21 protein-coding genes are annotated in these 23040 nt (G+C 40.1%); 20 read left to right on the forward strand and 1 reads right to left on the reverse strand.

Annotated elements, in window-relative coordinates; translation table 11 throughout:
• Positions 1 to 561: 561 nt before the first annotated feature.
• The 4 genes from IZT61_RS15535 (at position 562) to IZT61_RS15550 (ending at position 3388) form a co-directional block, all read left to right on the forward strand.
• Positions 562 to 1287 carry a DUF4369 domain-containing protein gene (locus IZT61_RS15535; RefSeq protein WP_196097966.1) on the forward strand — a complete coding sequence of 242 codons (726 nt, stop codon included), beginning with the start codon at positions 562 to 564 and terminating at the stop codon, positions 1285 to 1287.
• 14 nt (positions 1288 to 1301) lie between these two features.
• The gene (locus IZT61_RS15540) at positions 1302 to 2354 is read left to right on the forward strand and encodes a peptide-N-glycosidase F-related protein (protein WP_196097967.1); all 1053 of its coding nucleotides are present in this window, start codon (positions 1302 to 1304) and stop codon (positions 2352 to 2354) included.
• Between the two features lie 397 nt (positions 2355 to 2751).
• Positions 2752 to 3045: a nucleotidyltransferase family protein gene (locus IZT61_RS15545; RefSeq protein WP_196097968.1), complete on the forward strand. Its 294-nt coding sequence runs from the start codon at positions 2752 to 2754 to the stop codon at positions 3043 to 3045.
• Positions 3035 to 3388, forward strand: a complete 354-nt coding sequence (locus tag IZT61_RS15550; protein WP_196097969.1) for a HepT-like ribonuclease domain-containing protein — start codon at positions 3035 to 3037, stop codon at positions 3386 to 3388. The genes IZT61_RS15545 and IZT61_RS15550 overlap by 11 nt, the downstream gene beginning before the upstream one ends.
• Positions 3389 to 3680: 292 nt before the next feature.
• Here IZT61_RS15550 and IZT61_RS15555 read toward each other — a convergent pair whose 3' ends face one another.
• On the reverse strand, positions 3681 to 4799 hold the full coding sequence (locus IZT61_RS15555; protein ID WP_196097970.1) for a BamA/TamA family outer membrane protein: 1119 nt from the start codon (positions 4797 to 4799) through the stop codon (positions 3681 to 3683).
• Positions 4800 to 5076: 277 nt separating this feature from the next.
• On the opposite strand from IZT61_RS15555, the gene IZT61_RS15560 reads away from it, so the two are divergent.
• The 16 genes from IZT61_RS15560 to IZT61_RS15635 all read left to right on the forward strand — a co-directional run bounded on the left by IZT61_RS15560 (position 5077) and on the right by IZT61_RS15635 (position 22852).
• Positions 5077 to 6057, forward strand: coding sequence for a deoxyhypusine synthase family protein (locus tag IZT61_RS15560; RefSeq protein ID WP_196097971.1), 981 nt, complete (start codon positions 5077 to 5079; stop codon positions 6055 to 6057).
• Positions 6058 to 6310: 253 nt separating this feature from the next.
• A complete protein-coding gene (locus IZT61_RS15565; protein ID WP_196097972.1) occupies positions 6311 to 7606 on the forward strand; it encodes a c-type cytochrome in 1296 nt (431 codons plus the stop codon).
• A gap of 49 nt (positions 7607 to 7655) precedes the next feature.
• On the forward strand, positions 7656 to 10685 hold the full coding sequence (locus IZT61_RS15570; RefSeq protein WP_196097973.1) for a TAT-variant-translocated molybdopterin oxidoreductase: 3030 nt from the start codon (positions 7656 to 7658) through the stop codon (positions 10683 to 10685).
• Between the two features lie 26 nt (positions 10686 to 10711).
• Complete coding sequence (nrfD, locus tag IZT61_RS15575; RefSeq protein WP_196097974.1) at positions 10712 to 12184, forward strand: NrfD/PsrC family molybdoenzyme membrane anchor subunit; 1473 nt, start codon at positions 10712 to 10714, stop codon at positions 12182 to 12184.
• A 2-nt stretch (positions 12185 to 12186) separates the two neighbouring features.
• Entirely contained in the window at positions 12187 to 12723 is a 537-nt protein-coding gene (locus IZT61_RS15580) for a DUF3341 domain-containing protein (RefSeq protein WP_196097975.1), read from the forward strand.
• Positions 12695 to 13312 (forward strand): c-type cytochrome, encoded by a 618-nt coding sequence (locus IZT61_RS15585; protein WP_196097976.1) that lies wholly within the window; start codon positions 12695 to 12697, stop codon positions 13310 to 13312. Before IZT61_RS15580 ends, IZT61_RS15585 begins: the two co-directional genes overlap by 29 nt.
• Before the next feature lie 14 nt (positions 13313 to 13326).
• Positions 13327 to 14547 carry a quinol:cytochrome C oxidoreductase gene (locus IZT61_RS15590; protein ID WP_196097977.1) on the forward strand — a complete coding sequence of 407 codons (1221 nt, stop codon included), beginning with the start codon at positions 13327 to 13329 and terminating at the stop codon, positions 14545 to 14547.
• Between the two features lie 73 nt (positions 14548 to 14620).
• A complete protein-coding gene (locus IZT61_RS15595) occupies positions 14621 to 15850 on the forward strand; it encodes a cytochrome c oxidase subunit II (protein ID WP_196097978.1) in 1230 nt (409 codons plus the stop codon).
• Positions 15851 to 15874: 24 nt separating this feature from the next.
• The gene (locus IZT61_RS15600; RefSeq protein ID WP_196097979.1) at positions 15875 to 17755 is read left to right on the forward strand and encodes a cytochrome c oxidase subunit I; all 1881 of its coding nucleotides are present in this window, start codon (positions 15875 to 15877) and stop codon (positions 17753 to 17755) included.
• Positions 17756 to 17836: 81 nt separating this feature from the next.
• Positions 17837 to 18895: a COX15/CtaA family protein gene (locus tag IZT61_RS15605; protein ID WP_196097980.1), complete on the forward strand. Its 1059-nt coding sequence runs from the start codon at positions 17837 to 17839 to the stop codon at positions 18893 to 18895.
• 10 nt (positions 18896 to 18905) lie between these two features.
• Positions 18906 to 19814 carry a heme o synthase gene (gene cyoE, locus IZT61_RS15610; protein WP_196097981.1) on the forward strand — a complete coding sequence of 303 codons (909 nt, stop codon included), beginning with the start codon at positions 18906 to 18908 and terminating at the stop codon, positions 19812 to 19814.
• Between the two features lie 3 nt (positions 19815 to 19817).
• The gene (locus IZT61_RS15615) at positions 19818 to 20396 is read left to right on the forward strand and encodes a cytochrome c oxidase subunit 3 (protein WP_230383721.1); all 579 of its coding nucleotides are present in this window, start codon (positions 19818 to 19820) and stop codon (positions 20394 to 20396) included.
• 31 nt (positions 20397 to 20427) lie between these two features.
• Positions 20428 to 21135: a cytochrome c oxidase subunit 3 gene (locus IZT61_RS15620; protein WP_196097982.1), complete on the forward strand. Its 708-nt coding sequence runs from the start codon at positions 20428 to 20430 to the stop codon at positions 21133 to 21135.
• A gap of 25 nt (positions 21136 to 21160) precedes the next feature.
• Positions 21161 to 21514 carry a cytochrome C oxidase subunit IV family protein gene (locus IZT61_RS15625; protein WP_196097983.1) on the forward strand — a complete coding sequence of 118 codons (354 nt, stop codon included), beginning with the start codon at positions 21161 to 21163 and terminating at the stop codon, positions 21512 to 21514.
• Positions 21514 to 22209, forward strand: coding sequence for an SCO family protein (locus tag IZT61_RS15630; protein ID WP_196097984.1), 696 nt, complete (start codon positions 21514 to 21516; stop codon positions 22207 to 22209). The genes IZT61_RS15625 and IZT61_RS15630 overlap by 1 nt, the downstream gene beginning before the upstream one ends.
• A gap of 100 nt (positions 22210 to 22309) precedes the next feature.
• On the forward strand, positions 22310 to 22852 hold the full coding sequence (locus IZT61_RS15635; protein WP_196097985.1) for a DUF420 domain-containing protein: 543 nt from the start codon (positions 22310 to 22312) through the stop codon (positions 22850 to 22852).
• Positions 22853 to 23040 lie beyond the last annotated feature (188 nt).

The following is a 23040-nucleotide window of genomic DNA, read 5'->3' on the forward strand; positions in this document are numbered from 1 at the left end:
AAGGAACATAGGCCGCATAGCGTAGCTATATACAACTATGTTTTCTATGTGCCTATGTGGTCAAAATAAATTAGCCAAATTCGAACGGTAGATAACAGAACACTATTTAGACAATTCTCAAAATTAGCTCAGCATCTACGGCAGCTAAAACCATAAGTATAAAATTTGACCACAAAGGAACATAGGCCGCATAGCGTAGCTATATTCAACTATGTTTTCTATGTGCCTATGTGGTCAAAATAAATTAGCCAAATTCGAACGGTAGATAACGGAACACGATTTAGGCAATTCTCAAAATTAGCTCAGCATCTAAGACAGCTAAAACCATAAGTATAAAATTTGACCACAAAGGAACATAGGTCACATAGCGTAGCTATATAAAACTATGTTTTCTATGTGCCTATGTGGTCAAAATAAATTAGCCAAATTCGAACGGTAGATAACGGAATACGATTTAGGCAATTCAATTTGTCGCACGTTTCGCTTTTTTAAAGATTTAAGGTAATTACGTGTTAATAGCAATCGATTTAATATCTTTACTTCCAGACATAAAATGCGTATATGAAACACTTCCGGTTGTTACTCTTAAGCATGCTGCCCTTATTCGGTTTCGCTCAGGATGTAAAAGTAAATCTGAAAGGAGAAGTCAACTTTCCTGATTACGATAAAAGTTCGCGGACGATTTATTTTATCTATCAAAAAGCTGGCAAATCGATTCTCGACAGCGCCCTGGTAAAGCAGAATCAGTTTCTTTTCAATGCCACTTTGAATCCTAAGATCAAAGTAAAACTGCAATTCACTAAACCAGGTACTTCGCCAAATGCAGCAGCCGACCCCAATATTTTGAGCCTTTTTGTTAACCAGGGCGAAGTAACGGTAAAAGCAACCGGCTATTTAGGCCGGGGAAAGGTTACGGGTTCCGCCATGCACGACGAATACATTGCGTTTAAGAAGCCGTATTTAAAAATTGATACCAGTTTGCGTTTACTTGGATGGAAAAAAAGACGTGTTAAAGAAAATGACTCTCTAAAAATGAAGGCCGTTGACAGAGAAATTGATTCGGTAAGGAATGCGAAAATGAATTTGTTAACTTCGTTTTTAGACCAGAATATCACTAAACCTTACGCTCCAGAAGCTATTTTGATGTATTTGCGTGCAAATGGTTCGTCTTTCGACCTCAAAAAAGCACAGCAATATTTCGACAGTCTGCCCGCTGAGCAAAAGCAAGCAGAAGAAGCCAATGACATTATCAAGGCCATTGCTGATAAAAAAACGAAGCCCAATTAGATAAAAACCTATTCATGATTTCTATAAAAAAATACCTCCTCCTTTTTGCTGCCGGGTTTTTCAATTTGGCATTTTGTGCTGCGCAAGGTAACGGTGGGAACACGATAAAAATACTCAATGCCGTTGATTTTTATGATGGCTATGCGAAACCCATTGACAAACCTGTGGCAGAAGGGTTGATCCGTCTCAGTAATACAAAATACCTGCGCAAACTCACCGATCAGGAGAAACAAGCAGTAGGCAATAAGTTAACGGTAAAAGTCGCTGTAAAGGCAGGTTGCGATAATTATGACCGAATTGGAAGTGTTGCCCTTTACAAAACTCCAAAGGGAAAATCGTTTGATGATAAGGGAAGCGAGCAGTATGAACTGCTGCGCATTATGACCCCTTTCATGTATAGGACACGCGAACCGGACAACATCCCGTACATTGCTGAAATAGATCAGCTCGCACCCTTATTTAAAGACAAAAACAGCGACATCTGGATAATGAGCGAAGTGTTCGGAACAACGGGTGCGGGGCAAAAGGAGGTGATTGGTTGCAATGGATCGCTGTTAACCTTTACTGTTTCGGTTGATTTAATTACCGAAAAAGGCAGCAGCCAGGAAAGTAATAACCTGTATTCGCTATTTTGCAACTACACCATGAATGGCGAAGATACTATTGCCGGTTATAATGCAAAGGCAGCGACTTTCACCCTTAAAAAAGATGTAGAATCGGCAAAGTTGTATGTCATATCTTCGGGGCATGGCGCTGGAGAGGGGGGAGAAGAATACAATTGGCGGGAGCATGTTGTTTACCTTGATGGGGAGGAGCATAGCCGCTTAGAAATGAGCCAAAATTGTGCCCCTTATGAAATATACAATACCCAGCCAAACGGAATCTACTTTGGCAACATCGCAAAAGAACGCCGCAGTTGGTGCCCCGGTGCGCCTGTACCTACAAGAATAATAAATTTAGGCCCGCTAAAAGCTGGTGAGCATAGCATTAAAGTAACCATTCCCGAAGCTCGATTGCTTGAAACAAAGAGTTACTATGTCGTTTCGGCGTATGTAGTAACGCAGTAAAGGCATCTATCTATCAAAGTTGGAGCTTAAAGTCAGTGCTTTGACTCTTATCGTCATATCGACCGATTCGAAGTCATCCTATGAATATCTGCACCATGCAAATATTCATCGGATGACTTATTTAATCAAATCGTCTTAAAATCAATTGACTGTTCTCAAAACTGATCTCAGGACGACTACCGCCGTCTTTAACCTCGAACAACCTTGCTATTCATTCCATAGCTATTGAGTTCGTAGCCGTCAGTTTCAACTGACGCACTTATTTTAGCAATCCTTCATTAAGTTTGACCGATAGACATATACTAAGTTGACTATATGTTTAAGAGTAAGTTATATTTATATAATCAAATACACTTTTATGATAAGTTATATTTATATAATCAGTTATATTTGTATAATGACACTTTCATCGCAGAATATCGACAAGATAAGACAGTTTTTCTCCACCCGCCCGGTGAAAAAGGCCTACTTGTTTGGTTCATATTCTCGAAATGAAGCGGAGGAATATAGCGACGTGGACATTTTGGTTGAACTGGATTACACGAAGAATATAGGTATGCAGTTTTTTACTTACAGTGAAGAACTTGGAAGCTTACTAAAAAAGAAAGTAGACGTGGTAAGTTATGCTGGTATATCTAAATATGTGAAACCTTTCGTAGACAAAGACAAGGTGCTTATTTATGAAAGGTAGTTTAGGAGATCGGGTTAGATTGCAACACATTCTTGACGCAATTTGTGAAACTGAGAGTTACCTAGAGGGTGTTAGCTTCGAACAATTTTTGGAAAATTCTGAAAAACGGTTTGCCACACTTAAACAGATAGAGATTATAGGTGAGGCTTGTAATGCGATTACCGAAGAATTAAAAACCAGATTCCCTCTAATTCCATGGAAGCCGATAACGGCATTTAGAAATATTTCAATTCATGAATATTTTGGCGTCGATTTGCAACTAACCTGGGAAATTGCAAAAAATGATTTTCCCGATTTAAAGGAGCAAATCGTCATTGTTCTTAAGTCAATTAGCACTGACTGAGTTGCCTTTTGTTTTATCAAGTCATGCGATAAATATCTGCATATCGCCTATATTCATCGGATGACTTATTTAATCAAATCGTCTTAAAATCAATTGACTGTTCCCAAAACTGATCTCAGGACGACTACCGCCGTCTTTAACCTCGAACAACCTTGCTATTCATTCCATAGCTCTTGAATTCGTTGCCGTCAGTTTCAACTGACGGAATTATTAGCAATTTAATTTGTTTATTCATCGGATGAATATAAGCATGTAGCCAATATCCATCCGATGACTATTAAACTAAATAACCCTAAAAAGCCTCCGCAATACTAATATAAAAACCACTCTGGCGTTTTTCGTTGGCTCTTTTTTCGCCAATGCCATAATCTAGCCGCACGCTGATGCCTTTTTCCGGATCGAAGAAATACCTTAAACCAGCACCGTAATTCGGTTTAAATTGGTTTACAGCAAAATCGTCGATGCCCCACACCGTAGCCGTTCCACCAAAAAGGGTGGCGCCGAAGCGACTATTGTAGCGATAACGCAACTCTCCCTGAAATACCAATAAACTTTCATCTCTAAAACGACCATTGTAATAACCACGCATCATTTCATCGTTACCCATTTGTTGCAGTAAGTAAACAGGCGTGTTTTTACCCTGAATGGTATTGTACAGCCCCTGAACCCCAACGGCAAAGCTGTTACTTAATCGCCAGAAATTTCGAACATCGAGTTTAATCTGACTTCCCGTAAAATCGCCCTGCGAAGAAATATTTGGTGCGTACTGATAAGTTCCCCTGATGAAGAAACCCTGCGTAGTGTAGTTATTATTATTCCTTGTATCGTAAGCCTGTGACACACCAATATACGCTACGCTGCCGGATTTGTTGCTATAATTATTAAAAATGCCATCAGGCACCAAATCCTTATACTCATAATTTTCAAAACCTAAAGAAACGCCCGTATAAGCTTTCGGTAACAACTGCTTCTCGGCTTGTAAAAGCACTTTAATTTGTTGTTGAATGAGTTTGTCGCTATTTGCTTGCTGAGTACTGTTACCCACGCCATAAAAGTTGAACGGCATCCGCTTAAAACGGAGTTCTCCTATATAATGTAGCTTGTTGCCTTTGCCCCAAATATCGATCAGGCTACTCATATTATAAGCTTTCTTGGTAGAATAATTCAAATTCAGCGTTAACGATGAAGGCCGGTTGGTGGTATCTAACCGGTCGGCGTAAAAGCCTACAATCGCTCCAACGCCAAACTGAAAACCGGTTTCCTGAGCATAACCAAAAGAGGGGATGGGTAAAAAACTCGCCTTGCGCAAGGTATCTTTTTCATTCGAAAGCAGTTTTTTAATCAGTTTCATTTGAGCAAACGAATTCCCAGTAATTAAACCAAGAAAAACGATCAGGTAAAATTTTTTCATCGCCGCAAAGAAAAGGAAATTTAGTAATAGATTGGTTAATTGATTGAATTGACTTAACTGTTTGAATTCGTCAATAGTCACTGACTATCAATTATGGACTATGGACTAAAGACTATGGACTGTTAACTAAAGGCTAATTGTTGAACGGTTTGAATTGGTTATAGATTATCGACTCAAGACTATGGACTTTTGACTAAAGACTATAGACCAATAAACCAATTTTATCCTTTCGGGCGAAATGCCTATTTTTGCACCAAACAATACATAACAAAACGAAATGAGCAATACTAGAGGACCAATATCTCAGTTTATGGAGCGTAATTACCTCCATTTTAATGCTGCGGCGATGATGGATGCGGCTAAAGGCTACGAAACGCATTTAGATGAGGGTGGTAAAATGATGATTACGCTTGCCGGCGCAATGAGTACCGCTGAATTGGGAATTTCGCTTGCCGAGATGATTCGTCAAGACAAGGTGGCGATTATATCATGTACAGGGGCAAACCTTGAAGAAGATATTATGAACCTGGTAGCACACTCACATTATAAACGCGTACCCAATTACCGCGATTTAAGCCCACAAGACGAGTGGGATCTGCTAGAGAACCACTACAACCGTGTTACCGATACCTGTATTCCTGAAGAAGAAGCCTTCCGTCGTTTACAAAAACACATACATAAAATTTGGAAAGATGCCGATGAGGCCGGAGAGCGCTATTTTCCGCATGAATATATGTACAAAATGCTATTGAGTGGCGATTTGGAACAATATTATGAAATCGATCCTAAAAATTCGTGGATGCTGGCTGCTGCCGAGAAAAATTTGCCGATTGTAGTACCCGGATGGGAAGATTCGACCATGGGTAACATCTTTGCGTCGTATGTAATGAAGCAAGAGTTAAAGGCATCTACCATGAAAAGTGGTATAGAATACATGGGTTGGTTGGCCGATTGGTACATTGCAAATAGCGATGGTAAAGGAATTGGTTTCTTTCAGATTGGTGGCGGTATTGCCGGCGATTTTCCGATTTGCGTGGTACCAATGCTCTATCAGGATATGGAAATGGAGAATATTCCTTTCTGGAGCTACTTTTGCCAGATTTCAGATTCAACAACCTCTTACGGATCTTACTCAGGAGCCGTGCCAAACGAGAAAATTACATGGGGCAAACTCGATATTCATACTCCTAAATTTATAGTTGAAAGCGATGCAACAATTGTGGCGCCGCTAATGTTTGCGTGGATATTAAAACAATAACAATTAAATAAGATAAAACCAAATCGGTTCAATAATGCCCGTTCAAGATAAAGCTCAAGAATGGGCATTTTTATTGGCTGATAGCCTCAAAACGCCATTTGTTTAGAATGATTATAAATTGTATTTCAAGTCACTATTTTGTCATGGGATTTATTAATAAGTTATACTTTTGTTCAAGTTTTGATGGGGCTACCTTGGTTTAATCATCAATTTCACAACAAAAATTAAATTAAATAAGTATAAAGTGTTCATTATGAGAGATATCTCGATGATTTTAAAAAACGTTTGGAAGTCGTTATTCGTGTTTTCAGCCATTTCCGTAATAGCGGTTTCTACCGTTAATGCGCAAGATGCTGCGAACGGAAGAACACTTTTCAAAGCAAAATGTACATCGTGCCATGCGTTAGACCAAAAAATGGTTGGTCCGGCTTTAACTGGTGTTACCGATCGCCACCCAGAAGCATTCCTATTAAAATGGATTCCGAATTCTCAAGGCTTGATCGCTTCAGGTGATCCTGCTGCTGTTAAGCTTTTTAATGAGAACGGTAAAGTAGCCATGACTTCATTCCCAGAGTTGGACGAAGAAAAAGTAAAAGACATTTTAGCTTACATTCAACAAGGCGAACCTAAACCTAAAGACGGTATTGCTACTAGTTCAGCTGCTAAAGAAAGTGGAACTTCAGGCTTGTCAATTGTTGGTATCGTTGCTATTGTTTTAATTGCTATTGTAATTTTAGTTATTTTAGGTCGTGCTTCTAAATTATTAGAGCGTTTGATCCTTCAAAAACAAGGCATTGAGATCGAAGAGGATGTTCCATTAAATGTGGGCGTTCGTAAAATGTTCAAGAACAAAAAGTTTGTAATGTTCTTTATTTTGTGCTTGATTATTGCACTGGGCTCGTGGGGCTGGATGGGCATGTGGAACACCGGTGTTCATACAGGTTATCAACCAGTTCAACCAATTAAATTCTCACACGAGTTGCACGCAGGTACCAATCAAATCGATTGCCAGTATTGCCATAACGGAGCATTCAAATCGAAAAATGCTACAATTCCATCATTAAACGTTTGTATGAACTGCCATAAAGCGGTTCAGGCGAGAGACAATTATGATGGTGAAATTTCTCCTGAGATCAAAAAAATCTACAATGCTTTGGGTTACGATCCTGAAACTCAAACCTACGACGAAAGCAAGTCTAAACCAATGGAGTGGGTACGTGTACACAACCTTCCTGATTTTGCTTACTTTAACCACTCTCAACACGTAGTGGTGGGCGAAGAAGCCATTCGTAAGGCAAAAGGATTACAACCAAACGAGCCTGTATGTTTTGCTTGTCACGGTCCGGTTAATACAATGGAAGAGATTTATCAATACTCTCCGCTAACCATGAAATGGTGTATCAACTGCCACAAGGAAACAGATATTTCTGGCCAGAAAAACAATGCGTTTTACACCAAGGTTATTGCGGCGCATGAGAAAATCAAAAAAGGCGAGAAAATTACCCCAGCGTTATTGGGTGGTTTAGAGTGTGGTAAATGCCACTATTAATAGAGTAGAGTTTAGTAAGAACGTTCGAATAAACAGTAATATAGCTTAAATGGAAAGCAACAAAAAATACTGGAAAGGCTTAGAGGAGTATAACAATACACCCGATTTTGTTAAGAATAACAAAAACGAATTTGCCGAGCCACTTCCAATAGAAGATGTTTTAAATGAAGCAGGGTTAAGTACCGTTACCCCACGCCGCGACTTTTTAAAGGCGCTAGGCTTTGGTTTGGGTGCGGTTACTTTGGCAGCATGTCAAACAGCCCCGATTCATAAATCTATTCCTTACCTGGTAAAACCTGAAGAGGTTACACCAGGTATTCCCAACTATTATACTTCGAGCTTTAACGGCCAGAGTATTTTAGTTAAAACGAGAGAGGGCCGTCCCATTAAAATCGAACCAAATCCAAATGCGGGCGAATTTAACTCGGGTACCGATGCACGGGCGCAGGCTTCTGTTTTAGATCTTTATGATGTATCTAAGCTGAAAGCACCGGTACTTAAAGGTGAAGAAACCACCTGGGCAAAAATCGATAGCTTTGCAAAAGGCGAATTGGCAAAGGCTCAGGCAGGCGGTAAAAAAATCCGCATTGTAGCTTCTACCGTTAACAGTCCATCTACAAACGCAGTATTAGCGCAGTTTATTGCAAAATATCCCGCTACAAAACTGGTTCAGTACGATGCCGTATCTTATACAGGTATTATTCAGGCAAACCAAAATAGCTTTGGTAAGGCCGTTTTACCAAAATACAACTTCAATAAAGCCGATTTAATCGTGAGCTTCGGTGCCGATTTCTTAGGCACTTGGATCAATTGCGAAGAATATACAGCACAATATGCCTCTAACCGTAATAACAAAGCGTTAGAAGGCAAAAAAATGAGCCGCCACATTCAGTTTGAAAGCGGAATGAGCTTAACCGGTACAAATGCCGATACACGCATTCCAATTAAACTTTCAGAACAAGGCCCGGCATTAATCGCATTATACAATGCAATTACAGGTCAGTCGTTACCTGGCGGAACCTTAGGTAACAACGCCACCGCTAGCAAGGTAATTAAGCTGGCAGCAGCAGAGTTAACACAAAACAAAGGCAAAGCGCTTGTAGTTTGTGGCTCAAACGATGTATCTACCCAAATTTTGGTAAATGCCATCAACGCAGCTATCGGTAGCTATGGTACTACAATCGATTTAGATAATCCTTGTTACTTATTTGCAGGTAACGATGCTGAGTTTAATGGCTTAGTTGCAGAAATGAATCGTGGCGAAGTAGGTGCTGTTTTGTTCTTAAACAGTAATCCGGTTTACGATTTCATGAACAGTAAAGCATTTACCGATGCTTTGGCAAAAGTTCCTGCGAAGATCTCTTTTGCAGATCGTGCCGATGAAACTGCTTCACTTTGCGATGCTGTTGCCATTAACCACAACTATCTAGAGTCGTGGGGCGATGCAAATGCTTACGAAGGATATTATTCAATTGTACAACCAACTATTAATCCTGTTTTCAACAGCCGTCAGGCCGAAGAAAGCTTATTAACCTGGGCCGATGCTCCGGTTAAAGAATATTATCAGTTTGTTCGTAGCAATTGGGAAACCAAAATGTTACCTGCATTAGGCTTAAAATGGAGCGATGTGCTTGATAAGGGTGTGGTAAGGGTAGCTCCAAAACCAGCTACTGCTTATGCTTTCACTTTATCGTTGGCAGCAGTTGCCACATCAGTGGTAAACAGCAGCAAAGCCTTAGCCAAAGGTGGCGACCAAATGGAACTTCAGGTTTACGAAAATGTTCCGATGCGTGATGGTAAAAATGCCAATAACGCGTTCTTACAAGAATTGCCAGATCCTGTTTCTAAAGTAACCTGGGATAACTACGTTGCCCTGGCGCCTAAAACAGCCGAGAAATTAAAAGTTAAAGAATTTGATGTGGTTACCGTTAAAGGAGCCAACGGATATTCGGTTGATCTTCCCGTATTGATTCAGCCAGGTCAGGCACAAGGTACTGCCTCAATCGCTTTAGGTTACGGCCGTACAAAAGTGGGCAAGGCAGGTAACGATGTAGGTAAAAATGCATTCCCTTTCATTTCTTTCGTAAATGGAACCATGCAATATGCCACCAACGTAACCATTACCCCAACAGGCGGTTATTACGAATTGGCGCAAACACAAACTCACCACTCTTTCGAAGGACGTGCGGTAATTAAAGAGGCTACTTTTAAAGAATTTCTAAAAGATGCTTCGGCAGGTAACGAAAAAGGCGAACATAAAGATTACGATCTTTGGGATCAATGGGAAAAACCAGGTAACAACTGGGTAATGGCCATCGATTTGAATGCTTGTACCGGTTGCGGTTCTTGTATTGTTGCCTGTAACGTAGAAAATAACATTCCGGTTGTAGGCCGCGATGAGGTTCGCCGTCGTCGTGAAATGCACTGGATCCGTATCGATCGTTATTACAGCTACGAAACTAAAGATGGTGATGTAACCAAGGAAAAGGAGATTGCTAAATTAGAAGATTTAGATCACGTTTCAGTGGTTCACCAGCCAATGTTATGTCAGCATTGTGATCACGCACCTTGCGAAACGGTTTGTCCGGTATTGGCAACAGTACACTCAAGCGATGGTTTAAACCACATGGCTTACAACCGTTGCGTAGGTACACGTTACTGTGCAAACAACTGTCCATATAAAGTTCGTCGCTTCAACTGGTTTAACTACTGGAACGATTCGCGTTTCGATAACTACCTAAATAACGAGTTTACCCAACTGGTTCTAAACCCTGATGTTACCACACGTTCACGTGGTGTAATGGAAAAATGCTCGATGTGTATTCAACGTATCCAGGGAGGCAAGTTGCAAGCCAAGATAGAGAAACGCCCATTAAGAGATGGCGATATCAAAATGGCCTGTCAAGAAGCTTGTTCAGCAAATGCAATCATATTTGGTGACGGAAACGATCCTAATTCAGAGGTTTCGAAAGCATTACGTTCAGATCGTATCTACTACGTATTAGAAGAAATCAATGTAAAACCGGGCATCGGCTACATGACAAAAATTAGAAACACAGATACAACAGTACAAGCGTAAGCTTTAGTATAAAGAAAATACAAATTATGTCAGGACATAACGAATCAATACTTAGAGAACCATTAATTACCGGCGATAATATCACGTATGCAAAAATTACGGACGATATTTTAATGCCGGTAGAGAACAAGCCGAATAAAGCTTGGTGGATTGGTTTCATCGTAGCCTCATTAGGTGCTTTACTTTGGGTGGTAGCGGTAAGCTATACCTTTTGGACAGGTATCGGTGCATGGGGATTAAATAAAACAGTTGGTTGGGCTTGGGATATCACCGGTTTCGTATGGTGGGTAGGTATTGGTCACGCTGGAACACTAATCTCAGCAGTACTTTTACTCTTCCGTCAAAACTGGCGTAACTCCATTAACCGTTCGGCAGAGGCGATGACGATTTTCGCCGTTATCTGTGCCGCAACATATGTAGTATCGCACATGGGCCGCCCCTGGTTAGCTTATTGGGTTTTACCTTTACCAAACCAGTTCGGTTCACTTTGGGTAAACTTTAACTCTCCATTGGTATGGGATATGTTTGCAATCTCAACTTACTTTTCTGTATCGTTATTGTTTTGGTACACAGGTTTATTGCCAGATATTGCAACCATCCGCGATCGTGCTACAGGAATGCGCAGAAAAATTTATTCGATCTTCTCTTTCGGATGGAGTGGAAGCGTTAAAACCTGGCAACGTTTTGAGGCCGTGTCCTTAATCCTTGCAGGTATATCAACACCACTTGTACTTTCGGTACACACCATTGTATCAATGGACTTTGCAACATCGGTAATTCCAGGATGGCACACTACAATCTTTCCTCCATACTTTGTGGCCGGGGCGATTTTCTCAGGCTTCGCGATGGTGTTAACCTTATTATTGGTAGCACGTAAAGTATTAGGTCTTGAAAACTACATCACCATGTTCCACATTGAGTCGATGAACAAAATCATCATCTTAACAGGATCAATTGTAGGTGTAGCCTACTTAACAGAATTTTTCATCGCTTGGTACTCAGGTTCAGAATACGAGCAATACGCATTTATAAACCGTTCAACCGGTCCATACTGGTGGTCGTACTGGATGATGATGACCTGTAACGTAATCTCTCCGCAATTGCTATGGTTCAAAAAAATCCGTTTAAGCATCAAAGCTACCTGGATTTTATCAATCGTAGTAAACGTAGGTATGTGGTTTGAGCGTTTCGTAATTATCGTTACTTCATTACACCGCGATTATATCCCTTCAAGTTGGGCAATGTTTTATCCAACCTGGGTTGATATCAGTGTATTCGTTGGTTCAATTGGCTTGTTCTTTACCTTATTCTTATTATTCTTAAGAGTATTGCCATCAATTGCAATTGCAGAGGTTAAATTATTATTGAAATCTGCAAGTGAGCAAGCTAAGATGAAGCAGATTAAGGAAGGACATGAGAATAAAGAATATGTAGCTGAATACATAGAATCTTTAGAGAAATTTGATAGTGTTAAACAAGAAGATTACGCAAAAATATAACAATGAGTGATATCAAATATATTTTAGGCAGCTTTGGAGATCCTGACGAAATGATGCATGGCATCGAAAAGCTTCAGGAAAATAACATCAGTATTTATGATGTATATACCCCAATGCCTATACACGGAATAGAAGCTAAATTAGGAATTAAAAGATCGAGGATCGATATCGCAGCATTTTGCTTCGGTATTACCGGAACCTGCGCAGCTTTTGCATTAATTTATTTTTGCGCAGTAATCGATTGGAGAGTAAACATTGGTGGTAAGCCATCATTTGCATTGCCGGATTTTATTCCGATAATGTTCGAGCTTACTGTACTCTTTTGTGCTTTCGGTATGGTATTAACTTATTACGCCTCAACGCACTTATTTCCAGGAAGAGCTCCAAGAGTAATGGATCTTCGTGCAACCGACGATCGTTTTGTAATCGCAATTGATGCAAACGACAACGCAGCGCACACAGAAATTGATGGTTTGTTAAAAGATGCCGGTGCTTTAGAAGTAAAGTATAATGAAAGGAAGTACATTAGCTATGAATAAGAATAAATTTGTTTATACTGCGTTTTTAGCTATTGCTTTTGCAGCTAGTTTATCTGCTTGTAAAGATAAGCGCAGTACTGGCCTAGAATATGCCAGAAATATGTATGATCCGATTGCTTTAAACCCGGATCAACCAGTAGATACCGCAAGCGTGCCTAGTTTTAGAGGGCATGCAGCCCAATTGCCACCAGCACATACCAAACCAGTTGGTTTTAACGAGTATGATGAATATCCTAATACCAAAGAAGGATATGAGGCAGCAGGCGTAAGTATGGTTAACCCATTGCCGGTTGATACCGTAAACCTTGCCGAAGGAAAACAGTTATTTGATGTTTTCTGTAGCCCATGTCATGGCGAAAAAGGTGATGGTCAAGGCCACCTGGTTAAGATTGAGAAATTTAGTGGTGTTCCTTCCTATCACGAGGGTTCGTCATCAAGAGGAGGTAACATGGTCGATCTTACTGCAGGTAAAATTTATCATACCATCACTTATGGTGTAAATAACATGGGGTCGCATGCTTCACAAATCAGCCCAACAGATCGTTGGAAAGTGGTGATGTATGTTCAACAATTACAAAAAGGACAATAGTAAAGTAGAAATAAATGGGAACTCACAATATTAATTTTAGTGAACAATTTGAGTTTACAGGTAAAGTAAAAACCTTAAGCATTGTTGGTATCGTTATCGGTGTTGCAGCTGTGTTTTTCGGTTTCTTCGCTGGCGATAAAATCATGCACGAGCGTACTTTTGCTAACCTGTTGCTTATGGGCTATTACTTTGCATGCGTTTGTATGTCGGGTACATTTTTCCTTGCTGTTCAATATGTAGCACAAGCGGGTTGGTCTGCTTCAATTTTACGCGTACCACAAGCTATGGCCAAAACATTGCCGATTGCTTCAGTTGTACTTTTTGTTATCGTTGCCGCCGGTTTATTTAGCGGTAACCTGTACCACCACTGGCATGCGCCAGGTTTAACTGACGAAAGTAGCCCGAATTACGACGCTATCATCGCTGGTAAATCTGTATTTTTAAATGTACCTTTCTTTTTAGGTCGCCAGGTGCTTTTCCTGGGTGTTTATAGTATCTTTTCAATTCTATTTGTAAAATATTCATACAATGAAGATTTGGCCGGAGGATTAAACTCTTACAGAAAAAGCTTCAAAAATGCCTGTATCTTCCTCGTAATATACGGCTTTACTACGCCGGTATTTGCGTTCGATACCATCATGTCGTTAGAGGCGCACTGGTTCTCAACCATGTTTGGTTGGTATAACTTTGCCGCCATGTGGGTAAGTTCGTTGGCAATTATTGCGGTAATTCTTATTCTTTTAAGAAGAGGAGGTTACATGCAATGGGTAAACAACAGTCACTTGCATAACCTTGGTCAGTTTATATTTGGGTTCTCTATCTTTTGGACTTATGTATGGTTTGCGCAATTTTTGTTAATCTACTATGCCAACATGCCAGAGGAAACGGTATATTTCTACAAACGCTTTGAATATTACAAGTTTTGGTTTTTCTTAAACCTTGCAATGAACTTCTTAGCACCTGTATTATTGTTAATGGACAGAGACAACAAAAGAACCGACGCAAAATTGTTATTTGTTTCTATCGTTGTGTTATTGGGTCACTGGGTAGATTATTACCAAATGATTATGCCGGGAACTGTTGAAGGACATAATGGTTTTGGAATTGTTGAGATCGGTACCGCGCTAGGTTTCGTAGGATTGTTTACCTTTACAGTCTTATCTGCCTTGAGCAAAAAACCGTTGATCGCAAAAAATCACCCGTTATTACAAGAAAGTTTGCATCATCAACTTTAAGTTGGAGATTTTATAAGGGCAAATATTTATTTTATTATTACAATTAGCAGTACAGCGTACTACTTTTAAGAAAATGAGTTTAAGAAAGTTTATCACGAATAAAACGACCGCAGCTTTAGCAGTGCTACTTACTGTTTTTGCAAACACCAGTGCATTTGCGCAAGAGGCAGCAGGAGCTGCAGCGGTTTCGAAAGTTGATATGGGTGAGGTTTATAAATCAGTCATTTTTTATGTACTGGTCTTCTTAGCCGTATGTTTGTTCATTGCCGTAATTGGTAAAGCAATTAAGGTATATGAGTTGAGCCGCGAAGCACAAGGAAAACCTGTAGGTATTAATTGGAATGGAATACATGCCAGTTTATTTGCATTATTCCTAATTGTTGGTTTGTATGGTGTGTATTGGGAGTATACGGTACACGGCGCAATGCTGTTACCAGATGCCGCTTCGATACATGGTGAAAAGATTGACCAAATGTTCAACCTAACGTTGATCATTACCACGATCGTTTTCGTTGTAACACACATCCTGTTATTTGGATTTTCTTATATCTACAAATACTCTGCAAAGAGAAAGGCATATTATTACCCACATAACAATACCATCGAAAAAATCTGGACTATTATTCCAGCTTTGGTATTAACCGTGTTGGTTTTGATGGGTTTCTTAACCTGGAGATCAATTTTCTTTAAAGTAGAAGATCCAAACCACAAGCCATTGCAAATTGAGGTTACTTCAGAGCAATTTAAATGGTCTATCCGCTACCCCGGAGCAGATGGTATTGTAGGAAACAAAAACTACAAACTGACAACAGCTTCGAATCCATTGGGTATCGATTTTAAAGACATCAACTCACGCGATGATGAAATGGCCGATGAAATGGTTATTCCGGTTAACAAACCCGTTAAGTTGATCTTAACTAGTAAAGATGTTATTCACAGTTTCTATATGCCGCACTTCAGGGTTCAGTTGAACACCGTGCCGGGTATGAGAACCATTTTCGAATTTACGCCAACCAAAACTACTGCGGAGATGCAGCAGGAAACAAACGATCCGAACTTTAAGTATTTATTCTTCTGCGCAAAAATCTGCGGATCGGGTCACTACAACATGCAAAAAGTTGTACGTGTAGTTTCTGAGGCCGACTACAAAACCTGGATTGCAGAGCAAAAAACTTACTTGAACGATGATTTGAGAAAAGCGTTCAACTTGCCAGTGGCACCTGCACCAGCTAAAGTGGAAGCAGATTCAACAGCAACCGATTCGGCAGCTGTTTCAACTAACCAAATGGCTTTAAATAAATAATATTAAGCAGGAGCGAAAAGAATTATGTCAACAATAGCATTACACGACGAACACACGCACGACCACGCTGATCACGGACACCATAAGGAGACGTTGATTTCGAAGTATATCTTCAGCATGGATCATAAAATGATTGCCAAGCAATTTTTGATTACTGGTATTATTATGGCCGTAATCGCGATGGTTTTATCAATTTTATTCCGTATTCAATTGGCCTGGCCAGATCAAGCCTTCCCTTTCTTAGAAACATTTTTAGGAAAATGGGCAGAAGGCGGTCGAATCAAGCCAGAGTTTTACCTGGCCCTGGTTACCATTCACGGTACCATCATGGTATTCTTTGTACTTACAGCCGGGTTGAGCGGTACCTTTAGTAACTTATTAATTCCATTGCAGATTGGAGCACGAGATATGGCCTCGCCATTCTTAAACATGCTTTCGTACTGGTTCTTCTTTATGGCCTGCGTAATCATGATGTCTTCATTCTTTATCCAAACAGGCCCGGCATCAGGTGGTTGGACAGTTTATCCACCGCTATCTATTGTTGCCAAGGCAATACCAGGTTCAGGCTTAGGGATGACCTTGTGGTTGGTGAGTATGGTACTCTTCGTTGCATCATCATTAATGGGTGGTATCAACTACGTGAGTACAATCTTAAACATGCGTACCAAAGGTATGGATCTTTGGAAAATGCCTTTACCTATTTGGGCTTTCTTTTTAACCGCTATTTTGGGTATCTTATCTTTCCCTGTATTAGTTGCAGGCGTTGTATTGATGATCTTCGACCGTAGCGCAGGAACAAGTTTTTACTTGTCTGATATCGTAATGGGAACCGACATTTTACCAAACGAAGGTGGTTCGCCAATTTTATGGCAACACTTGTTCTGGTTCTTGGGTCACCCAGAGGTATATATCGTAATTATGCCAGCGTTAGGTATTTCATCAGAGGTAATTTCTGTAAACTCACGTAAACCGATCTTCGGTTACCACGCAATGGTTTACTCATTAATCGGTATCACCGTATTATCATTCATCGTGTGGGGTCACCACATGTTTGTAACCGGTATGAACCCGTTATTAGGTGGTGTGTTTATGATCACAACCTTGATTATTGCAGTTCCATCCGCAGTAAAAACATTCAACTATCTGGCTACATTATGGAGAGGTAACATCCGTTTCACTCCGGCAATGTTGTTCGCCATCGGTTTAGTTTCATTCTTCATCTCAGGTGGTTTAACCGGTATCTTCTTAGGTAACGCATCGTTAGATATCAACTTGCACGATACTTATTTCGTAGTAGCTCACTTTCACCTGGTAATGGGTTCGGCGGCGATCTTCGGTATGCTTGCAGGTGTTTATCACTGGTTCCCTAAAATGTTCGGTAGAATGATGAACGCTAAATTAGGATATTTACACTTCTGGTTAACATTCATCGCAGCCTACCTCGTATTCTTTCCCCTTCACTTTTTAGGTTTAGATGGCGTACCTCGTCGTTACTATTCATTTACCGAGTTTGAGTTTATGAAGAAATGGTTAACCGTTAACGTATTTGTAACCTGGGCAGCAATTTTTGCAGCTTTGGCACAGGTAGCGTTCTTGTTTAACTTCTTCTACTCAATATTTAAAGGTAAAGTAGCACCTCAAAATCCTTGGGAAGCGAATACTTTAGAGTGGACTGCTCCAGTAGAACATTTGCACGGAAACTGGCCGGGAGAAATTCCTACAGTTTACAGATGGCCTTATGATTATAGCAAACCAGGACATGATGTAGATTTTATTCCTCAAACTGTTCCTTTCTCTGAAACCATGAGCTCTAACTTGCCTCACGATTTTGAAGGAAATGAAGCGGCAGAAAAAATACAACAAGATTGGGAATTGGCCAATCCTATTACAGAAAATAAAGGCTAGTAAAAAGTCTTACAAACAATTTAAAAGGGGTATCTGATTAAGTTTCTGCTTATCCGGATACCCTTTTCCTCTTAAAAAGATATGGTCAGCAGATCAGAGCAGCGTTTCATTAGGATAAATTTTATAACAATCATCGTTACGTTGATGGTTATACTTGCTGGTGGTATTGTGCGCAGTACCGGATCAGGTATGGGGTGTCCCGATTGGCCTAAATGTTTCGATCGGTATATTCCGCCAACCGACGTTTCTCAGCTTCCGGCAAACTACAAAGAAAAATATGTTGCCGGTAGATTGAAAAAGAACGAGAAATTTGCAAAGTATCTCGAAAGCATGGGGAACGTAGCGCTCGCCGATAGCATAAGGCACGATAAAAGCATCACCCTGCCGGAAGAGTTTAATGCCGCCAAAACCTGGGTAGAGTATATAAATAGGTTGGCAGGCGTTTTAGCTGGCATATTTTTGGCACTCACCGCAATTTATTCATTTACGTACAGAAAGACGGCAAAGCGGATAATTGTATTGAGCATCTTGAATATTTTGGTAGTTGGCTATCAAGCCTGGTTGGGTTCGATAGTAGTTTCGACAAACTTGGCCCAATGGGTGGTAACCGTACACATGCTGTTGGCGCTGGTAATTTTGGCGATATCTATTTATACTTATAATTACGCCAAACAGTTAAACAAAGCTCCATCGGTAATTATGTATCGCATATTGTGGCTAAAGGGGTTTTTGTTGTTTACTGTTTTGATCAGCATTGTTCAAATTGTTTTGGGTACTGAAGTTAGAGAAGCTATTGATGTGATAGCTAAGTCGTTTTCTTATGAGAATAGAGGAGCCTGGATTACAAAAGTCGGTTCAATTTTCTCTTACCATCGAGATATGGCGATTTTGGTAACCATTGCAAATGCAGTAGTTTACAAAATGGTCATCGACCGATTTAGCGGTAAAGCCGCACCATTGTTAACGGCCCGTTTCATTTTAATTACGCTTCTCGTTCAGTTGTTAAGTGGTTTTGCTTTGGCTTATATCGCATTTCCACCCGCAGCGCAGGCAGTTCATATTTTGTTCTCGACACTGCTATTTAGTTTACAGTTTTATTTGTACTTGCTGGTTTACAGAACAAGGACTTACAAGCAATAATTTAAGGAAATTGAAACATATACTTTCAGATTTTTCTAAGCTCATCAAATTCAGATTATCGTTTACGGTAGTGTTTTCTGCTTCCATTTCTTTTTTAATTGGACAGAAAATGCAGGTAGGACGAGGAAACATTCCAACCATTGACTGGGGCAACTGGCTTATTTTAATCGCTGGCGGATTTCTGGTTACAGCGGCGGCGAACTGTTTTAATGAGATTATAGAAAAAGATCTGGATAAGTTAATGAGCAGAACCAAAGACAGGCCAATGCCGGCTGGTAGAATGACTACGGGACAGGGATTAATCCTTGGCGTATTTATGGCTTTCTTAGGGACATGGTTACTCGGTAAACTGAACCTCGAAACAGGGCTTTTATCTGTTTTTTCGATTTTGCTGTATGCTTTTGCTTATACGCCATTAAAGCGGAAATCGCCAATTGCGGTTTTTGTAGGTGCAATACCCGGCGCATTGCCACCGCTTATTGGTTATTTAGCCGCATTTGGAAGCTTGAAGGCCGAAATGTTTCACGAAATCGATTATTACATTGCCGCAATATTGTTCTTGATCCAGTTCGTTTGGCAATTTCCCCACTTCTGGGCCATTGCCTGGGTACTTGATGATGATTATAAGAAAGCCGGATTTAGGTTGTTGCCAACAAAAAAGAGAGATAAGACCTCGGCTTTGTTAACTTTTTTGAGTACTTTAATTTTGATTCCGGTAAGCCTTTTGCCAACCATTTATGGTTTTGGAGGTTATTACATCGGAGCCTTATCATTAATAGCCGGGTTGATTTTTAGTTGGCTGGCGCTTAAGCTCTTAATGAACAGAGATTTGAAAGCGGCGAAGCAGGTAATGTTTTGTTCTTTCTTCTACATCCCAGCCGTGCAACTGGGCTTATTATTAAATTTTATTGCAAAATAAATTATGGTTATTACAATGGAAAATATTCCTGATAAATTTGATCCAAAACCGCGAAAGTTTATCGTTTGGTTGTTTGTGGTATCATCTACCATTATGTTTGGGGGCTTTACCAGTTATTATCTGGTGTTCTCCGCCTCCAAGGGCAAAGGGCATGGGTTGATTTTGCCAGATGCATTTATCTATTCCAGCCTGGTTATTATTGCCAGCAGCATCACCTTGTTACTCGCTTCGAGGGCACTAAAAAAATTGAACTTCAGTTTACAGCGAAACCTGTTGTGGCTAACCGTTATTTTGGCCATTGTGTTTGGCGTAATGCAGTTTAGCGCATGGGGCAGCATGGTGCGTACAGGCGCAACGCTGGTTGGTAATAATGCAGCCATATCGTTCATTTACGTTGTTTCCGGAGTCCACCTTTTGCACATTATCGCCGGGGTAGGACTGATTATAAATGCCCTTGTTGGAAGCTACAGGGACATCCCTGCTGCCAAAAGCCAATTTAAAATGGAAATTGCCTCTATTTTTTGGCATTTTATAGATATATTATGGATATATCTGTATGTTTTTTTACTTTTGAACCGTTAAAATTGTTAACAAACTATTATACTATTTCCAAATGAATACAGTATCACAATTAGATCAAGTTAAAACCGGGCCATGGAATGGTGGTCGTTCTCCGTGGTCGGTAGAATATGGTAAAATCATGATGTGGTTTTTCCTCCTGTCAGATGCTTTTACCTTTTCATCATTATTGATCTATTATGGGGCTCAGCGTTTCTCTAAAACGACATGGCCAGCACCAGATAAGGTTTTCCAATCTATTCCGGGTATTGCCGAACATGGCGCACCGTTAGTTTTCGTAGGTATCATGACCTTCATCCTGATCATGAGCTCGGTAACAATGGTATTAGCCGTTGAAGCAGGCCACAGAAGATCTAAAAAAGAAGTTATCGGCTGGATGGTTGCTACCGTTATCGGTGGTTTCATGTTTCTGGGCTGTCAGGCTATTGAATGGACTCACTTACACCACGATGGTTTCTGGTGGGGTCATATTCCTTCATCAGAAGAATTGAAGCATTTCTTTAACGGTCCTGTTTCCGAAATTGCTGCTCAACAGTTCGCAAACTTGTTTTTTACCATTACTGGTTTTCACGGTTTCCACGTATTTAGTGGCGTTGTAATCAATATTATCATTTTGATTATGACAATCAACGGAACCTTCGAAAAAAGAGGACACTATTTAATGGTTGAGAAAGTTGGTCTATACTGGCACTTCGTAGATTTAGTATGGGTGTTCGTATTTACATTCTTCTATTTGGTTTAATTTATCACACTATAAAAATATTTTTATGTCAGATCACTCACATACTAACGAAGGTCACGAACACGGAGAGCACGCAGGTTTATCGAAAGGTAAAATTTGGCAGGTGTTCGGTATATTATTATTAATTACCGTAATTGAATTCATTATCGCTTTGGTGCTTATTCCAAAAGGTGTAATGACACAGCACATCGGTAATTACATCTACATTATCTTAACTTTATTAAAGGCATTTTACATCGTTGCCTATTTTATGCACTTAAAATACGAGAAGCTAGGCTTACAGCTTTGCTTAACCGTTTCGTTCATATTTATAGGTTACTTTATCGTATTAATGTTAATAGAAGGCGGTTGGTTAAACCTGCATATGTTTAGCCATTAATGAAAAGAAATCCGATTAAAAAAGTATTAATCCTGGTAAGCATTTTAGCTATACCGGGATTTTTGTTTTTTTACTTATTGCCACGGTTTGCTAAAAACCGTTACAAGAGCCTTCCCATTTATGGAGAGAAGGTGGTTGCAAAAACCTTTCATAGTGTAAAAGGCAAGCAGATACCCGATACGATTTATCATGTAGTGCCCGATTTTAAACTCGCAAACCAACAAGGAGACAGCCTTAGCTGGAAATCGTTCGAAAATAAGCTCGTAGTGCTGAACCTGTTCAATCCCGGTATGACTACTCAACAGGCCAACAAGTACATTAAACAACTTTCTGATAGTTACGAGAAAAAGCCACTGGTTAAATTTGTAAGTATCGCGGTGAGCCCTGAAAGTGCGCCGGACTTAGAAAGATTTGCTGATAGTTTGCGGGTGCTACCATCCAAATGGGATTTGTTATCAGGAGACACAGCCACTACCTACCCACTTATTAGAAAGGGGCTGTTACTCGATGTAATTGCCGACGAGCGAGACGGAAAAGCCAACTACATTTTTAGCAATAAACTATTGTTGATCGATAATCTACACCGAATCAGAGGCATTTACGAAGCCGACCGTCAAGAATCGAGGGAGCGCTTAGAAGACGAAATAAAAGTGCTTATTGCCGAGTATCTGAGAAATATAAAAGATGGGCGATAAGCCTCACACAGCCTCCCCAGAGGGGAGAAGCGCAAAATTTATTAATCAGCGCACCAACGATTAACCAATTGATCAATTTCGGCAATTAACCAAACAAAGCATGGAAAACAACTCAATAGAGAAAAAATATAATAAATGGATCTTGATCTTATCTGTTGCCATTCCTTTGGTTGTGGCCCTGTTATTTGGGGTGAACCTGAGAAAGCTAGGCTACGATGTAAAGCCGCTTTCCTTTTTACCACCAATTTATGCCACAATTAACGGATTAACAGCAATTGTTTTGGTTACGGCCGTATGGGCCATAAAAAATGGCAAACAAAAGCTTCACGAAAACCTGATGAAATTTGCCATTGCCTTATCGGTGGCGTTCTTGGCGATGTATGTTGCTTACCACATGACATCAGATTCCACGAAATTCGGTGGTGAAGGAGTAATTAGATACGTTTACTTTTTTATACTCGTTACGCACATTTGTCTATCGGTAATTATTATTCCTTTCGTTCTGATCACTTATGTCAGGGCGTTGGCCAAAAATTTTGATCGACACCGGAGAATTGCCCGAATCACGTTTCCAATGTGGCTCTATGTAGCGATTACCGGGGTTATTGTTTATCTGATGATCTCACCTTACTATCAGTATTAATTCACATTTAAAGCGCATTTTCGAAGCCTGGCCCAAAAAGCCGGGCTTTTATTTTGAATTCGTTTTAATTAGACTTTGTAAGTATTATATTTGATTTGAGAAGCAAAAACGAACTAATACTCAGCTCTGCCGCCTCATCCCATTGTTATAGGCCTGCTGTTTAGGCCAAAACATTAGTTAAAACTATG

This window comes from Pedobacter endophyticus, assembly GCF_015679185.1.
In the GTDB taxonomy this organism is placed as follows: domain Bacteria; phylum Bacteroidota; class Bacteroidia; order Sphingobacteriales; family Sphingobacteriaceae; genus Pedobacter; species Pedobacter endophyticus.

Excerpts from the sequence above, each read along its gene's own strand:
- IZT61_RS15535 (WP_196097966.1), top strand. The coding sequence starts at position 562 with ATGAAACACTTCCGGTTGTTACTCTTAAGCATGCTGCCCTTATTCGGT.
- IZT61_RS15540 (WP_196097967.1), top strand. The coding sequence starts at position 1,302 with ATGATTTCTATAAAAAAATACCTCCTCCTTTTTGCTGCCGGGTTTTTC.
- IZT61_RS15545 (WP_196097968.1), top strand. The coding sequence starts at position 2,752 with ATGACACTTTCATCGCAGAATATCGACAAGATAAGACAGTTTTTCTCC.
- IZT61_RS15550 (WP_196097969.1), top strand. The coding sequence starts at position 3,035 with ATGAAAGGTAGTTTAGGAGATCGGGTTAGATTGCAACACATTCTTGAC.
- IZT61_RS15555 (WP_196097970.1), bottom strand. The coding sequence starts at position 4,799 with ATGAAAAAATTTTACCTGATCGTTTTTCTTGGTTTAATTACTGGGAAT.
- IZT61_RS15560 (WP_196097971.1), top strand. The coding sequence starts at position 5,077 with ATGAGCAATACTAGAGGACCAATATCTCAGTTTATGGAGCGTAATTAC.
- IZT61_RS15565 (WP_196097972.1), top strand. The coding sequence starts at position 6,311 with ATGAGAGATATCTCGATGATTTTAAAAAACGTTTGGAAGTCGTTATTC.
- IZT61_RS15570 (WP_196097973.1), top strand. The coding sequence starts at position 7,656 with ATGGAAAGCAACAAAAAATACTGGAAAGGCTTAGAGGAGTATAACAAT.
- nrfD (WP_196097974.1), top strand. The coding sequence starts at position 10,712 with ATGTCAGGACATAACGAATCAATACTTAGAGAACCATTAATTACCGGC.
- IZT61_RS15580 (WP_196097975.1), top strand. The coding sequence starts at position 12,187 with ATGAGTGATATCAAATATATTTTAGGCAGCTTTGGAGATCCTGACGAA.
- IZT61_RS15585 (WP_196097976.1), top strand. The coding sequence starts at position 12,695 with ATGAAAGGAAGTACATTAGCTATGAATAAGAATAAATTTGTTTATACT.
- IZT61_RS15590 (WP_196097977.1), top strand. The coding sequence starts at position 13,327 with ATGGGAACTCACAATATTAATTTTAGTGAACAATTTGAGTTTACAGGT.
- IZT61_RS15595 (WP_196097978.1), top strand. The coding sequence starts at position 14,621 with ATGAGTTTAAGAAAGTTTATCACGAATAAAACGACCGCAGCTTTAGCA.
- IZT61_RS15600 (WP_196097979.1), top strand. The coding sequence starts at position 15,875 with ATGTCAACAATAGCATTACACGACGAACACACGCACGACCACGCTGAT.
- IZT61_RS15605 (WP_196097980.1), top strand. The coding sequence starts at position 17,837 with ATGGTCAGCAGATCAGAGCAGCGTTTCATTAGGATAAATTTTATAACA.
- IZT61_RS15615 (WP_230383721.1), top strand. The coding sequence starts at position 19,818 with ATGGTTATTACAATGGAAAATATTCCTGATAAATTTGATCCAAAACCG.
- IZT61_RS15620 (WP_196097982.1), top strand. The coding sequence starts at position 20,428 with ATGAATACAGTATCACAATTAGATCAAGTTAAAACCGGGCCATGGAAT.
- IZT61_RS15625 (WP_196097983.1), top strand. The coding sequence starts at position 21,161 with ATGTCAGATCACTCACATACTAACGAAGGTCACGAACACGGAGAGCAC.
- IZT61_RS15630 (WP_196097984.1), top strand. The coding sequence starts at position 21,514 with ATGAAAAGAAATCCGATTAAAAAAGTATTAATCCTGGTAAGCATTTTA.
- IZT61_RS15635 (WP_196097985.1), top strand. The coding sequence starts at position 22,310 with ATGGAAAACAACTCAATAGAGAAAAAATATAATAAATGGATCTTGATC.